This is a genomic window from Aeromonas sp. QDB11, from assembly GCF_027705265.1.
GTDB classification, from domain to species: domain Bacteria; phylum Pseudomonadota; class Gammaproteobacteria; order Enterobacterales; family Aeromonadaceae; genus Aeromonas; species Aeromonas allosaccharophila.
Window position 1 is genome coordinate 1 of the sequence record NZ_JAPDBM010000030.1, and the last position, 14,760, is coordinate 14,760.

At 59.3% G+C, this 14,760-nt stretch carries 14 protein-coding genes; 3 read left to right on the forward strand and 11 right to left on the reverse strand.

From position 1 onward, the window contains the following. From OKC40_RS11700 to trhA, 3 genes are all read right to left on the reverse strand, one after another. The coding region (locus OKC40_RS11700; RefSeq protein WP_270795310.1) for a retention module-containing protein at positions 1–1,871 on the reverse strand (1,871 nt) is incomplete at its 3' end. 231 nt (positions 1,872–2,102) lie between these two features. Beyond that, on the reverse strand, positions 2,103–3,764 hold the full coding sequence (locus OKC40_RS11705; protein WP_021229463.1) for a putative transporter: 1,662 nt from the start codon (positions 3,762–3,764) through the stop codon (positions 2,103–2,105). Positions 3,765–3,891: 127 nt separating this feature from the next. Continuing rightward, the gene (gene trhA, locus OKC40_RS11710) at positions 3,892–4,527 is read right to left on the reverse strand and encodes a PAQR family membrane homeostasis protein TrhA (protein WP_182938137.1); all 636 of its coding nucleotides are present in this window, start codon (positions 4,525–4,527) and stop codon (positions 3,892–3,894) included. Positions 4,528–4,701: 174 nt separating this feature from the next. Between trhA and OKC40_RS11715 the strand changes: the two genes are divergently transcribed. The 3 genes from OKC40_RS11715 to OKC40_RS11725 all read left to right on the forward strand — a co-directional run bounded on the left by OKC40_RS11715 (position 4,702) and on the right by OKC40_RS11725 (position 7,200). Beyond that, entirely contained in the window at positions 4,702–6,225 is a 1,524-nt protein-coding gene (locus tag OKC40_RS11715) for an aminotransferase class V-fold PLP-dependent enzyme (protein ID WP_182938138.1), read from the forward strand. Positions 6,226–6,315: 90 nt separating this feature from the next. Next, a complete protein-coding gene (locus OKC40_RS11720; RefSeq protein WP_182938139.1) occupies positions 6,316–6,879 on the forward strand; it encodes a septation protein A in 564 nt (187 codons plus the stop codon). 24 nt (positions 6,880–6,903) lie between these two features. Then, on the forward strand, positions 6,904–7,200 hold the full coding sequence (locus tag OKC40_RS11725; protein WP_005335344.1) for a YciI family protein: 297 nt from the start codon (positions 6,904–6,906) through the stop codon (positions 7,198–7,200). Between the two features lie 80 nt (positions 7,201–7,280). Here the strand turns inward: OKC40_RS11725 and cysQ are convergent, their stop codons facing one another. The 8 genes from cysQ to OKC40_RS11765 form a co-directional block, all read right to left on the reverse strand. Continuing rightward, positions 7,281–8,048, reverse strand: a complete 768-nt coding sequence (gene cysQ / locus OKC40_RS11730; RefSeq protein WP_420000829.1) for a 3'(2'),5'-bisphosphate nucleotidase CysQ — start codon at positions 8,046–8,048, stop codon at positions 7,281–7,283. A gap of 202 nt (positions 8,049–8,250) precedes the next feature. Then, a complete protein-coding gene (pdxJ, locus tag OKC40_RS11735; RefSeq protein ID WP_005335389.1) occupies positions 8,251–8,988 on the reverse strand; it encodes a pyridoxine 5'-phosphate synthase in 738 nt (245 codons plus the stop codon). A 140-nt stretch (positions 8,989–9,128) separates the two neighbouring features. Next, complete coding sequence (gene recO / locus OKC40_RS11740; protein WP_182938140.1) at positions 9,129–9,836, reverse strand: DNA repair protein RecO; 708 nt, start codon at positions 9,834–9,836, stop codon at positions 9,129–9,131. Beyond that, the gene (era, locus tag OKC40_RS11745) at positions 9,837–10,736 is read right to left on the reverse strand and encodes a GTPase Era (RefSeq protein WP_005335393.1); all 900 of its coding nucleotides are present in this window, start codon (positions 10,734–10,736) and stop codon (positions 9,837–9,839) included. It abuts the gene before it with no gap. Beyond that, a complete protein-coding gene (rnc, locus tag OKC40_RS11750) occupies positions 10,733–11,404 on the reverse strand; it encodes a ribonuclease III (protein WP_058058543.1) in 672 nt (223 codons plus the stop codon). Before rnc ends, era begins: the two co-directional genes overlap by 4 nt. Further along, positions 11,405–12,328 carry a signal peptidase I gene (lepB, locus tag OKC40_RS11755; RefSeq protein WP_182938141.1) on the reverse strand — a complete coding sequence of 308 codons (924 nt, stop codon included), beginning with the start codon at positions 12,326–12,328 and terminating at the stop codon, positions 11,405–11,407. 3 nt (positions 12,329–12,331) lie between these two features. Next, the gene (lepA, locus tag OKC40_RS11760) at positions 12,332–14,125 is read right to left on the reverse strand and encodes a translation elongation factor 4 (RefSeq protein ID WP_182938142.1); all 1,794 of its coding nucleotides are present in this window, start codon (positions 14,123–14,125) and stop codon (positions 12,332–12,334) included. A 116-nt stretch (positions 14,126–14,241) separates the two neighbouring features. Continuing rightward, positions 14,242–14,703, reverse strand: coding sequence for a SoxR reducing system RseC family protein (locus tag OKC40_RS11765; protein ID WP_058053241.1), 462 nt, complete (start codon positions 14,701–14,703; stop codon positions 14,242–14,244). Positions 14,704–14,760: the final 57 nt, after the last annotated feature.

The following is a 14,760-nucleotide window of genomic DNA, read 5'->3' on the forward strand; positions in this document are numbered from 1 at the left end:
CTCAGGGTCACCTTGAAGGTCAGGTCTTGGCCCTCTTCGGCTTTCGCGCCCTCGTTGTTCACCGCCACCTCTTTGATGGTCGGCAGCGCGTCGTTGTCGACGATGGTACCGATGGCGTCTTTGCCGCCGACGGCCAGCTTCAGGGTCTCGTCCGCTTCATCCACGCTGTCGTTGATGGTCGGCACGGTCACGGTGAAGCTGCTGACACCGGCCGGCACCAGCACACTCTTGCCATCCGCACTCAGGGTCACGCCGTTGCTGAAGGTGACCTTGCTGCGGTCGAAGTCACCCTCACCCGCACTCACGCCCGCCAGGCTGAAGCTGTGACTGGTCGCCTGCTCGCTCGCCGCGCTCAGGGTCACCTTGAAGGTCAGGTCTTGGCCCTCTTCGGCTTTCGCGCCCTCGTTGTTCACCGCCACCTCTTTGATGGTCGGCAGCGCGTCGTTGTCGACGATGGTACCGATGGCGTCTTTGCCGCCGACGGCCAGCTTCAGGGTCTCGTCCGCTTCATCCACGCTGTCGTTGATGGTCGGCACGGTCACGGTGAAGCTGCTGACACCGGCCGGCACCAGCACACTCTTGCCATCCGCACTCAGGGTCACGCCGTTGCTGAAGGTGACCTTGCTGCGGTCGAAGTCACCCTCACCCGCACTCACGCCCGCCAGGCTGAAGCTGTGACTGGTCGCCTGCTCGCTCGCCGCACTCAGGGCCACCTTGAAGGTCAGGTCTTGGCCCTCTTCGGCTTTCGCGCCCTCGTTGTTCACCGCCACCTCTTTGATGGTCGTAGGGTCAACACTACCTTGGTCAATAGCATTACCTGTGTTGCCGGCCGGATCGGTCACAGTGGCGGTGACGGTATAAGAGCCTTCCGCCAGCGGGGTGGTCACATCCACGCTGTAACCACCACCCGACTGCACGGTGACAGTCAGGGTTTGCTGAGTGCCATTGGCGTCGGTCACGACCAGAGTGACAGTGCTGCCTGGAACCGCATTGGTAGTACCTGTGATAGTCGGTGTGGTGTCATTTGTATTGTCAGGCGCATCGACAGTGATCACTGGAGCTGTTACATCCACACTCCCTGAATCAGTCGCACTTCCGGAATTACCCGCAGGATCTGTCACTGTGGCGGTCACGGTATAAGAACCCTCGGCCAGTGGGGTAACCACATCTACGGTGAAGGTGCCAGCGGGTGTGACGGTAGCGGTCAGGGTTTGTTGATTACCGTTTGCATCGGTAACCAGCAGGGTGACGATGTTGCCAACGGGAGCATCCGTGGTTCCGGTCAGGGTCGGAGTGGTGTCATTGGTATTGTCTGGCGCTACCACAGAAATGGTGGGCGGAGTCAGGTCAAATACTTCATCCTCGCCAGCAGCACCAAGCGGTAGTTCACCATTGGTGTTGTAGGTGGTATCGAAGGTAGCTTCAGCAATGGTTGCGGAACCGGTACGGTCGATGGTGACAAAACCGCCGTTGCCACTGGCACCAGCGACGCCTCCAATACCGCCACCACCGGCGGCCGGTGCACCGCCTGCGGCAGAGGCTTCAAAGGCCTGGGTCGGGTCAGCGCCACCCAAAATGGCCTGTTGCAGGGCATTGATATCATCAGGAGTGCCAGCGGCACCATTTTGCGCCAGCTGGGGAGCATCCCCCTCTTCGGCAGGCTCACTCTGCTCGCTGGCCGGTTGCACAGTGAACGACTGTCCGCCGCCCATGAAACTGGCGCCATCCGGCGACATGATCACCGCCCCTTTCGGCAGCACATCACCTTCAGCTAACAGCTTCCGGCTGCCATCTGCGGCCACCAGATAAATTTGTCCTTTAAGTTGGGTTACGGTTACGCCCTGTTCCAAGGTAACGGCATTGGTGATCATGTTCTCTCCTGAATCCTGATTTGAATGCAATAAGCCACAGCCTACTTTGCAGACTGAGGGGAAAAATAACCAGCTCGAAAATTCGAAAGGATAGACCGATTTGAGGCTGAACTGTTCAGCCAGACAGAAGTGTATAAAACGAGGTTGCGAGAATGGCAAAAACTAAAATTATCAATAAATTACAGAGTAATGACGGGAGCATGACAAAGCATGCTCCCGTCAGGATTAACCCTATACACCCGCCCAGAGGATGATAGCCAGCAGCTGTGGCGAGATGATCCGCAGGAACATCACCAGCGGGTAGACAGTGGCGTATGAGAGCGCACTGGCGCCACTGGTCGGGTGCATTGCGTTGGCAAAGGCCAGCGCGGGAGGGTCTGTCATGGAGCCGGCCAGCAAGCCGCACAGGGTCAGATAATTCATCTTGCCGTAGAGGCGCGCCAACACACCGACCACCAGCAGCGGGATCAGGGTGATCGCCATGCCGTAGAGCATCCAGGCCGGGCCATCACCATTGATCAGGGTATCGACGAAGCCGGCACCGGACTTGAAGCCGACCACCGCCAGAAACAGCACGATCCCGATCTCCCGCAGCGCCAGGTTGGCACTGGGGGGCATGAACCAGTAGAGCTTGCCGATGCTGCCGATCCGCGACAGGATCAGCGCCACCACCAGCGGCCCACCCGCCAGACCCAATTTGAGAGCGGCCGGGAAACCGGGCAGATAGAAGGGGATGGAGCCGAGCAATACGCCAAGGCCAATCCCGATAAATACCGGCAACATCTGCACCTGCTGCAGTTTTTGCTGCACGTTGCCGACCACATTGGTCACGGCCTCGATGGCATCGAGGCGCCCCACCAGGTTGAGAATATCGCCAAACTGCAGGCTGGTCTGACTGGTCGGCACCAGTTCGATACCGGCACGGTTGAGACGGGAGATAACCACGTCATAGCGCTGTTTGATGTCCAGATCGCGGATCTTCTTGCCAAGAACCTGCTCGTTGGTCACCACTACCCGCTCGACGCGCAGATCGGTGCCGCGGGTCGAGAGCGAGGTCTCCACCTCCTCCCCCAATACCAGCAACACCTTGTGCAGCGCGTGGCGCTCACCCACCAGATGTAACAAGTCACCCAGTTCGATACGGGATTCCGGCCGTGGCACCATCAGCTCGTCGCCCCGTTTGAGCCGTGAACAGATGACATCAGACTCGTCGAGACTCGGGATCTCGCTCAGCATCAGGCCGTGCATGTTGGGGTTGCGTACCGCGATGTTGATGGTCTGCAAGCTCTCCTTGGTTTTACCGGTTTGCAGCTCGAACTGGGCGGCTTCATCGTCGATCTTGATGCGAAAGAAGACCCTGACCAGCCACATGGTGAGCAAAATGCCACAGATGCCAAACGGATAGGCAACCGCATATCCCATCCCCATCAGGCCGGTAGAACCGGGCGCGGCGCCCAGCTCGGCCAGGATCTGCTGGCCCGCACCGAGGGATGGCGTATTGGTGACGGCACCGGAGAAGACCCCCAGAATGACCGGCAACGGCACATCGAAAAATTGATGCAAGCCAGCGGCCACCACGCAGCCAAGGATGACCAGCAAAGCGGCAAACGCGTTGAGTTTGAGACCCGAACTGCGCAATGACGAGAAGAAACCCGGCCCGACCTGGATGCCGATGGTATAGACAAACAGGATCAGGCCAAATTCTTGAATAAAGTGAAGCGTTTGTGCATCCAGCGCGAGATCGGAGGCGCCTGCAAAGTGACCCACTATGATGCCGCCGAACAGCACCCCCCCTATTCCCAAGCCAACGCCATAGACTCGCCAGTTTCCCAGCCAGAGTCCTAGCACTGCCACCAGCGACAACATGCTGATGGAAAGCGCGATTTCACTCATTTCGTGCATCCTTTGCGAATTGAACTGGCCCTAGCTTGTCAGCAAACGCTGATGCCAACTGTGTGATACCGCACGAATTTATCCTTTTACGCGCCAAAAATACCAATTAAGGGCTAGTTGCAAGACGTTAGGCGACGTAGCCGTAAATGGCCATAAAGTGACAAACGCTGCCACCCAGCACAAAGAGATGCCAGATGGCGTGGTTATAGGGGATCTGCTTGGCCACATAGAAGATGACCCCGAGGCTGTAGATAAGGCCGCCAAGCCCGAGCAGCAGCAGCCCCTCACCGACCAGATGGATATAGAGCTGGTAGATGACCACCAGCGACAGCCAGCCCAGCATCAGATAGGTGAACAGCGACAACTTCTTGAAGCGGTTGATGAATATCAGCTTGAACACCACCCCGGCCAGCGCCAGTCCCCAGATCACCACCATCAGCCCGCGCGCCAGCGGCGTATCGAGCGCCACCAGCAGGAAGGGGGTATAGGTACCGGCGATCAACAGATAGATGGCGCAGTGATCAAACACCTTGCACCAGCGTCGCGCCTTGCCCTCCGCCATGCTGTGGTAGAGGGTCGAGGCGAGATAGAGCAGCACCAGACTGCCACCATAGAGGCTGTAGCTCACCAGCGCTTGCGTGCCCTGCCCCCACCCCTTGATGAGCAGCAGCACCAACCCGGCAATACCCAGCAACAATCCCGCTCCGTGGCTCAGCCGGTTGGCCAGCTCTTCCCGGGGGGAGTAATCCATCACACCACTCATAACATTCACTCCGTCATCATTGGCGACACTCTACCCAGCACCATTTCAGAGTACAAGTGTTCGCTTAAAAAATGGGGTGGCTGTCACCCGCCCCCCTTTGGTGTATGCTCTGCCGCCGATGCCCGACAGAAGCGGCATAGACACCTACCCCGGTGACCTGGTCTGGAGAACCTGATGAAGTTGACTGAGCTGTTTGCACAAGCGGATCCCGCCTTTGGCGAGGCGATGAGCACCTTGCTGGAGACCTTCCACCACTCCGACGACAGTCAGGCCCCCTACCAGCGCGACCTGTTCACCCATCAGCTCGACCAGTCCAGCATGCCCGCCAGCGGCTGCTCGACCGAGGCCTATCTCGCCCGGCTGGCTACTCTGGTACCCGGCGCCTCTCACCTCACCTCGCCACGCTACATGGGTCATATGACGGCACCATTGCCGGCCTTCACTGCCGAGCTCTCCCGTCTGGTGGTGATGCTCAACCAGAATCCGATGAAGATGGAGTCCTCCCGTCTGCTCAGCTTTCTGGAGCGGGAGGTGCTGGCCAAGCTGCACCGCCTCATCTACGGCATGGACGATGCTTTCTACGGCGAACAGATGCATGCCAAGGATGCCGCCCTCGGCGTCATGACCAGCGGCGGCACCATCGCCAACGTCACCGCCCTCTGGCTGGCCCGCAACCGCGCCTGCGGCGACAACCTGTTCGCCCTCTACGAGCAGGGCTATCGCGGCGCCGTCATTCTAGGTTCACGGCTGATGCACTACTCCTTCGACAAGGGGATGGATTTGCTGGGGCTGGGCGCTCGCAGCGTCTGGCGCCTCGAGACCGACGAGCAGAACCGGCTCAGTCTGGCTGCGCTGGAACAGGCGCTGCTCCAGTGCAAAGAGCAGAAATTGAAGGTGCTGGCGCTGGTCGGCGTGGCGGGCAGCACCGACTTTGGCTCCATCGATCCGCTGCCGGAGCTGGCTGCCATCGCCGAGCGCGAGCAGATCCACTTCCACGTGGATGCCGCCTGGGGTGGCCCTACCCTCTTCTCCCCCCGCTATCAAAACCTGCTGGCCGGGATCGAGCACGCCGATACCGTCACTCTGGATGGCCACAAACAGCTGCTGGTGCCGCTCGGTACCGGCATGCTGCTCTGCCGCCAGCCCGACCTGATGATGGCGGTCAAACGGGAGGCGCCCTACGCCATTCGTGCCACCTCGTTTGATCAGGGCCGCTTTACGCTTGAGGGCACCCGCCCGGCCAATGCCCTCTATCTGGATGCCGCCTTCCAGCTGTTCGGCCAGCAAGGCTATGCCGACCTCATCGAGGCCAACTACGACCGGGCCCGACTGATGGCCGAGCTCATCACCAGTAATCCGGCCTTCGAGCTGATGTCTGCTCCGGTGATGAACCTGCTCTCCTATCGCTGCATCCCGCCCCATCTGCAGGGCAAGGTGCTGGATGAAGCGGCCAACGAGCAGATCAACGACTTCAACGTAGCGCTGCAAAAAGCCCAGCGCGCCGAGGGGCACAGCTTTGTCTCCCGTACCCAGCGCGCCGTGGTGCGCTACGGTGCCCAACCCCTCACCCTGCTGCGCGCCGTGCTGCTCAACCCCCTGATTGAAGAGCGCCATATCCGCGACCTGCTGGCCGATCAGCAGCGACTGGGGATCTCCATTGCTCGCCAACTGTTTGGCGGCAGCGCGGAACCGGCGTAAAAATGAGCGGTCTTATTCATTTGCCGTTGTCCACCGTGCAGGTAGACTGGGCAAAATTTGCAGGCCATCTTTGAGGACTAGGCGTCAGAAATGAAGCAATTTATTGAATTTATTCCACTTATCGTTTTTTTTGCGGTCTACAAGTTCTACGACATCTACATGGCGACCGGCGCCCTGGTGGTGGTCACCGGTCTGCAGCTCGCCTACAGCTGGATCCGCTATCGCAAGGTCGAGAAGATGCAGCTATTCACCTTCCTGCTGGTCGGCTTCTTTGGCGGTCTCACCGTATTCTTCCACGATGACACCTTCATCAAGTGGAAAGTGACCGTCATCAACGCCCTGTTTGCGCTGGGTCTGCTCATCAGCCGGTATGGCTTTGGCAAGAATCTGATAAAGCAGATGCTGGCCAAAGAGCTGCAGGCACCCGACGCCATCTGGGATCGGGTCAACCTCGGCTGGGCCGGTTTCTTTGCCGTCTGCGGCCTGCTCAATCTCTACGTGGCGTTCAACCTGCCGCAAGAGATGTGGGTCAACTTCAAGGTGTTCGGCCTGCTGGGGATGACGCTGGTCTTTACCCTGCTGAGCGGCGTCTATCTCTATCGCCACATCCCTGCCGAGCAGTTGTCCCAGCAAAAAGACGAACCAAAAAAATAACCCTCATCAGAAAAGGATTGTCTCATGTGGTATCTCATCTACTCAGAAGATGTTCCCGATAGCCTGCCACTGCGCAAGCAGGTTCGCCCTGCCCATCTGGCTCGCCTGCAAGCCCTGCAGGATGAAGGTCGCCTGCTGACCGCGGGTCCTAATCCTGCCATCGATGCAGAGGATCCGGCCGATGCCGGTTTTACCGGCAGCACCGTCATCGCCGAGTTTGCCTCGCAGGCGGACGCCAAAGCCTGGGCTGATGCCGACCCTTATGTGACCGCCGGTGTTTACGCCAAGGTCACCATCAAGCCGTTCAAAAAGGTCTTCTGACCACAAAGCGAATAGCGAAATAAAAAAGGCCAGACTGGAAGTTCATTCCAGTCAGGCCTTTTTGCATCCCGATATCTCGTTTATGCCTTGGCGACAAACCAGGGATTGAGGATCTCGGGCTTGTTGTAGGCAAGGGATGAGCCATCGAGTTGGGTGACGCTGCCACCCGCCCCCTCCAGCACAGCCTGCGCCGCACCGGTGTCCCACTCGCAGGTGGGGGCGAGACGTGGATAGAGCTCGGCGCCCCCCTCGGCAATGATGCAGAACTTGAGGGAGCTGCCCATGGAGACCAGCTCGATCTCGCCAAAAGGAGCCAAGAAATCGAGGGTCTCCTGCGACAGGTGGTTGCGACTGCCCACCACTCGCCACGCCTCGCCTTCACGATGAGGCCGGGTCTGGATAGGCTCGCGCTTGCCATCGGCGATGCGCCAGGCACCGAGACCCTTTCCGCCATACCAGAGCTTGTCCAGCACAGGGGCATAGACCAGCCCCCAGCGCGGCGCCCCCCCTTCAATCAGCGCGATATTGACGGTGAACTCGCCGTTGCGGGAGACAAACTCCTTGGTGCCGTCGAGGGGATCCACCAGCCAGTAGCGGGACCAGCCGTGGCGCGCCGCCATCACCTCGGGGCCCGACTCCTCTGACAATACGGGGATGTCTGGGGTCAATCGCGCCAGCGCCTGCACAATCACCTCATGAGCCCCCTTGTCGGCCGCCGTGAGCGGGCTCTCGTCGCTCTTGTACTCCACCGCGAAGGGCTGGCTATAGATGGCCATGATGGCCGCTCCCGCCGCGCGGGCGACAGGTTCAAGTTCGGTGATATCGGGGTGGTACAGGGGATGATCCATAACAATCTCGTCCAACTCACAGGGTCAACCAGTGTAACCCTTTTGACATCAACTGCTTATAGCCGATTGTGCTGGGTTATTACAGCTCGGTGGCCGCCAGCCCATTGCCCTCACTTGAACAACACCTGAAATAACAAAGGACGCCGTGGCGTCCCTTGTTATTTCTAGCGACCGGTCTCAGGCCGCGGGCCTATTTTGCAACTCAGATCCCCTGACGGGCTTCCTGCATCAGCAGGCGCATATCGCTCACGGCTTTGGCCAGACCATCGAAGGCGGCACGGCCGATGATGGCGTGGCCGATGTTGAGCTCATAGAGCTCGGGGATAGCAGCGATAGCCTTGACGTTGTGGTAGTGCAGGCCGTGGCCGGCATTGACCTTCAAGCCCTTGCCAGCGGCATAGGAGGCACCGGCGGCGATGCGCTTGAACTCGGCGTTGCGCTCGGCATCTGTGGTGGCATCGGCATAACGGCCAGTGTGGATCTCGATAAAGGGGGCACCACTCTCGGCAGCCGCATCGATCTGGATGGGATCGGCGTCGATAAAGAGGGATACCTGGGCCCCCACCGCGGAGAGACGGGCAACGGCGTCAGTCACCTTGTCCAGCTGACCGGCCACGTCCAGACCGCCCTCGGTGGTCACTTCGGTGCGCTTCTCAGGCACCAGACAGACGAAGTGGGGCTTGATGCGGCAGGCGATGCCGATCATCTCTTCGGTCACCGCCATCTCCAGGTTCATTCTGGTCTGGATAGTCTGGCGCAGGATCTCCACGTCGCGGTCGGTGATGTGGCGGCGATCTTCACGCAGATGCACGGTGATACCATCGGCCCCTGCTTGTTCAGCAACAAAAGCGGCCTGCACCGGATCCGGATACTGGGTGCCACGGGCGTTACGCAGGGTGGCAATATGGTCGATGTTCACACCCAGATAGATTTCACTCATTGAGAACTCCTTGAAAAGCTTCATCTGTTGACTGCGCGGCTACCGCGCGGATATCCATATATCAGCTAGTAGGTTCGATTAGCGCAGCGTAATCGGACGTAGGTAACATTCTTACCGTGCCGGGTAACGCAGCAGGACGGTTAACCCAAGCTATTGCGGCGTTTTAAAAACAGCTCCCGACTCTTTAACTGGCGCTTGCCCAGATAGGGTTGCAGTGCCAGTCGGCTGAAACGTTTGGCCGCCTGCAGCAAGGGAGGGGTATCGAAACGTCCCTCGGCAAAGGCGAGCAGGTGGGCACCGAGAAACAGGGTACGGGGATCCGGCGCCCGCTCGCAAGCAACAAAGCCCAATTCACGCTCGAAGCCATAGAGCAGGGTCGGCTCGATGGGCGACTCGTCGTCCGCCGTGTATTCGAAATCCACCGCATAGCCGAGCGCCTGCAACAGCAGGAACTCGAAGCGGCGCAGCGGCAGCTCCGGCATCTCGCCATCGGCCAGCGCCATGATGGCACGGGCATAGGCATCGAACACCTCGGGGAACGGTGTGTGCGCTTCCAGCAGGTAGTAAACCAGCTCGTTGAGATAGAGGCCGTAGAAGAGGCGATCGCCGCCGAGTCGCAGGGAGTGATCCGGGCATTCGACCTGGGTGAGGTTCTTGAGATCGCCCTTGCCGCGCCAGGCGATGGTGAGCAGGGTAAAGGGTTGCAACAGCCCCTTGAGAGGGGAACGTGGCCCGCGAGAACCGCGAGCCACCAGAGTAAATCGGCCACTATCCTGGGTGAAGACCTCGACCAGCTGGCTGGTCTCCCGATAGGGCCGACTGTGGATGACGAAAGCCGGGGTCAGCAATCAGTCGTCACCATACCCGAGGCTGCGCAGGGCGCGCTCATCATCAGCCCAGCCCGACTTGACCTTGACCCACAGCTCGAGGTGCACCTTGTTCTGGAACAGACGTTCCATATCGAGGCGCGCTTCGGTGCCGATGGTCTTGATCTTCTCGCCCTTGTTGCCGATGACCATCTTCTTCTGGCCATCGCGCTCGACCAGGATCAGGCCGTGGATGTGGTAGAGGCCGTTCTCTTCCACCTTGAAGCGCTCGATCTCCACCGTCACCGAGTAGGGCAGCTCCTCACCGGTGAAGCGCATCAGCTTCTCGCGGATGATTTCGGAGGCCATAAAGCGGGAGGAGCGGTCAGTCACGTAATCTTCCGGGAAGAAATGGACGTTTTCCGGCAGCAGATCCTTGGCCCACTCGCGGATCTTCTCCACGTTGGTGCCCTTTTCGGCACTGATGGGCAGAATATGGGCGAAGTTCATCTGTTGGCCCAGCCACTCGAGGTGGGGCAGCAGATCTTCTTTCTCTTTGACGTTGTCGATCTTGTTGACCGCCAGCACCACCGGGCACTTGAGATTGCGCAGCTTGCCCAGCACCATCTCGTCGTCTTTGGTCCAGTGGGTACCGTCGACCATGAACACCACCATGGCCACATCACCCAGCGAACTGGTGGCGGCACGGTTCATCAGGCGGTTGATGGCCCGTTTCTCTTCAATGTGCAGACCCGGGGTGTCGACATAGATGGTCTGGTAGTTATCCTCGGTGTCGATCCCCAAAATCCGGTGACGGGTGGTCTGGGGCTTCTTCGAGGTGATGCTGACCTTCTGGCCAAGCAGCTTGTTGAGCAGGGTGGACTTGCCCACATTCGGTCGGCCCACGATGGCAACAAAGCCGCAGTAGGTAGTATCTGTCATGACAGTTTTTCCAATGCTTGCTGCGCAGCGGCCTGTTCGGCCTTGCGACGGCTGGTGCCGACCCCTTTGATCGGACCATCCAGACCTTCCACGTCACACTGGACGGTGAACTCCTGGTTGTGGGCCTCACCCTTGACGTTGGTCACAGTGTAGGTTGGCAGGGATTTGCGGCTTCCCTGCAAAATTTCTTGCAGACGGGTCTTGGGATCTTTCTGCTCGATGCCCGGCTTGATCTCTTCCAGGCGGCTGGCGTACCAGCTCAGCAGCAGTGTCCGCACCGTCTCAAGATTGGTATCCAGATAGACGGCACCGATCACCGCCTCGACCGTGTCGGCCAGAATGGATTCACGGCGAAAACCGCCGCTCTTGAGTTCGCCGGGACCGAGGATCAGGTGATCCCCGAGGTCAAACTCCCGGCCCAGTTCGGCCAGGGTCTTCTCGCGCACCAGGGTGGCGCGCATCCGGCTGAGATCCCCTTCCGCCGCTTGCGGGAAGCGGTGGAAGAGATCGTCGGCAATCACCAGACTCAAAATCGAGTCACCCAGAAATTCCAGTCGTTCATTGTGACGGGAGCCGGCGCTGCGGTGAGTCAGCGCACGGGTCAGCAGTTCCAGATCCGCAAAAACATGCCCGAGACGGGACTGCAGTCTGTTCATCTTGATATTCATTTACTTGATTCCGCCAATGCGGTTGAAGCGCACACCTGTCGGTATCCAACTTGGCAGCAGGGAGCCTTCTTCGCGCTCGAATTCAAAACTTATCCAGATAGCGACCGCCTTGCCGACCAGATTCTGCTCGGGCACAAAGCCCCAGAAGCGGCTGTCGGTGCTGTTGTCGCGGTTGTCGCCCATCACGAAATACTGGCCTTCCGGTACGACCCATTCGTCGGGGTAGGTGCCGGGCTGGCGATAGTAACGGCCAACCATGTCGGGCATCAGCGGATTGCGCAGGGTCTCGTGGGAGACATCACCCAACTGCTCGGTATAGCGGTCAAGGGGGATCCCCATCTGGGTAAATTCGCCTCTTTGTTCAAACTTGACGTCGAGCTTCTTGAAGCCCGGGCACGTTTTCCCTTCCTGCTCCTCGCACTTGGGCCGGATCATCAGCTCCTTGTTGCGATAGATAACCCGATCACCCGGCATGCCGACCACCCGCTTGATGTAGTCAACGCGCGGTTCAAGGGGGTACTTGAACACCACCACGTCGCCGCGCTTGGGCTCGCCAGTCTCGAGGAACTTGGTGTTGGTCACCGGGTCCCGCAGACCATAGGCAAATTTTTCCACCAGGATGAAGTCGCCCACCAGCAGGGTGGGCATCATGGAACCTGACGGGATCTGGAACGGTTCAAAAATGAACGAACGCAGGATCAGCACAAAGGTGATGACCGGGAAGACCCCGGCGGTCTGCTCAATCCAGACCGGCACAGGGGCCACCTTGGCTAGGGTCTTCTCATCCAGGTGGGCACCGCCATGGGCACGAGCCACGGCAATCTTGGCGGCGCGCTGCTTGGACCAAATCATCTTGTCCAGACACCAGATAACACCGGTGATCGCGCAGACCACCACCAGGATCAGGGAAAACGTGCTTGCCATCTATTAATCCTTTCCGACGTGGAGAATCGCGAGGAAGGCTTCCTGCGGCACGTCGACACGGCCGAGGGACTTCATCCGCTTCTTACCTTCTTTCTGCTTGTTCAGCAGTTTCTTCTTACGACTCACGTCACCACCGTAGCACTTGGCGGTCACGTCTTTACGCAGCGCCTTGACGGTACTGCGGGCGATGATCTGGTTGCCGATGGAGGCCTGAATAGCGATGTCGAACATCTGGCGCGGGATCAGCTCGCGCATCTTCTCAACCACCTGGCGACCGCGATACTGGGCGTTCTCCTTGTGGGTGATGATGGCCAGCGCATCGACCCGCTCACCGTTGATCATGATGTCCAGACGGACCATGTCAGAGGTTTCGAAGCGCTTGAAGCCGTAATCCAGCGAGGCGTAACCGCGACTGGTGGATTTCAGGCGGTCGAAGAAGTCGAGTACCACTTCTGCCATCGGGATTTCATAGGTCAGTGCCACCTGCTTGCCGTGATAGACCATGTTGGTCTGCACGCCACGCTTCTCGATACAGAGGGTGATCACGTTGCCCATATACTCCTGCGGCAACAGGATATGGCACTCGGCGATCGGCTCACGCATCTCTTTGATATTGTTGACCGCAGGCATCGCCGACGGGCTATCGATGTGGATGGTCTCGCCGTTGTTCAGCTCGATTTCATAGACCACGGTCGGCGCCGTGGTGATCAGATCCAGATCGTATTCCCGCTCCAGACGCTCCTGAATGATCTCCATGTGCAGCATGCCAAGGAAGCCGCAACGGAAGCCGAAGCCCAGCGCAGTGGAGCTCTCCGGTTCGAAGAATAGGGAGGCATCGTTGAGCGACAGCTTGTCGAGGGCGTCACGGAACGACTCGTAGTCATCGCTGGAAATGGGGAACAGACCGGCATAAACCTGCGGCTTCACCTTCTTGAAACCGGCCAGCGCCTTGTCGGCACCGTTCTTGGCCTGGGTCAGGGTATCGCCCACCGGCGCGCCGTGGATGTCCTTGATACCGCAGACAACCCAACCTACCTCGCCGCAACCCAGACCCTGGGTATCCACCTGCTTGGGCGTGAAGATACCGATACGATCGACACCCCATACCTGGCCGGTACTCATCACCTTGATCTTGTCGTTCTTCTTCAGCGAACCGTTCTTGACCCGCACCAGCGAGACGACGCCCAGATAGGAGTCAAACCAGGAGTCGATGATCAACGCCTGCAGCGGGGCATCCGGATCACCTTCCGGTGCCGGGATGCGGGCAACGATCTCTTCCAGCACCAGATCGACACCGAGGCCGGTCTTGGCGGAGCAGCGTACCGCGTCCATCGCATCGATGCCGACGATATCTTCGATCTCCTCGGCAACCCGCTCCGGTTCTGCCGCAGGCAAATCAATCTTGTTCAGCACCGGCACCACTTCCAGCTCCATTTCCATGGCGGTGTAGCAGTTGGCCAGAGTCTGTGCCTCAACCCCCTGGCCGGCATCCACCACCAGCAGCGCCCCTTCACAGGCCGCCAAAGAGCGGGAGACCTCGTAGGAGAAATCCACATGGCCCGGGGTGTCGATAAAGTTCAGCTGGTAGGTGTTACCGTCTTGTGCCTGGTAGTTCAGGGTCACACTCTGTGCTTTGATGGTAATGCCGCGCTCGCGCTCCAGATCCATGGAGTCAAGCACCTGAGCCTGCATCTCGCGGTCGGACAAGCCACCGCAAGTCTGGATCAGACGGTCCGACAGGGTCGATTTACCGTGGTCGATGTGCGCAATAATCGAAAAGTTACGAATGTGTTTCATCGAGCAAGAGTCACTCAAAATTGGTTAAGGTCAGTTATGGAGGCGCGATTTTACTGGATAACCCGGCTGACGGCCATTCTTTAGTCGCCAGCGCCAGTGAAATAGCGCCTGTTCGGTCAGGGGAGGATGCGGACAGGAACCACCACGCCAAGCATCTGCGGGCCGTAGCGCCCCTGATCCAGGCGGTTGGAAAAGTAACGAACCAGTAAAAAGCCCAGCACGCCCCCCAGCAGGCAGCAGAGAATGGTGATCCCCTCCCCGCCCGAGAGCAGCGGCGCCAGCCAGAGCTGCCCCAACAGGGCCCCCACCAGCAAGCAGAACAGCGGCAGCACATAGACCAGCGCCGCCCCGCGCAGCAGACTCGCCTGCGGGATGCCGAGCCTCACTTGCTGGCCAATCCGCACCTCGACGGTCAGCCTGACCCGCAAGCGGGGAGCTTTCAGGGGAAATGCCTTGGCCACGGTGCCGGTACCGCAACTGGATTGCTGCTGGCAGCCACTGCAGGCGGAGCGCCGCTCGCACTCCACCCAGGCATGGTCACCCTCAATGGCCACCACGGTCGCCAGCTCTTCACTCATCTCGTTCACGGCAACACCTCGTGCTCATGCAATGGCAGGATCTGAACACGACTTGCA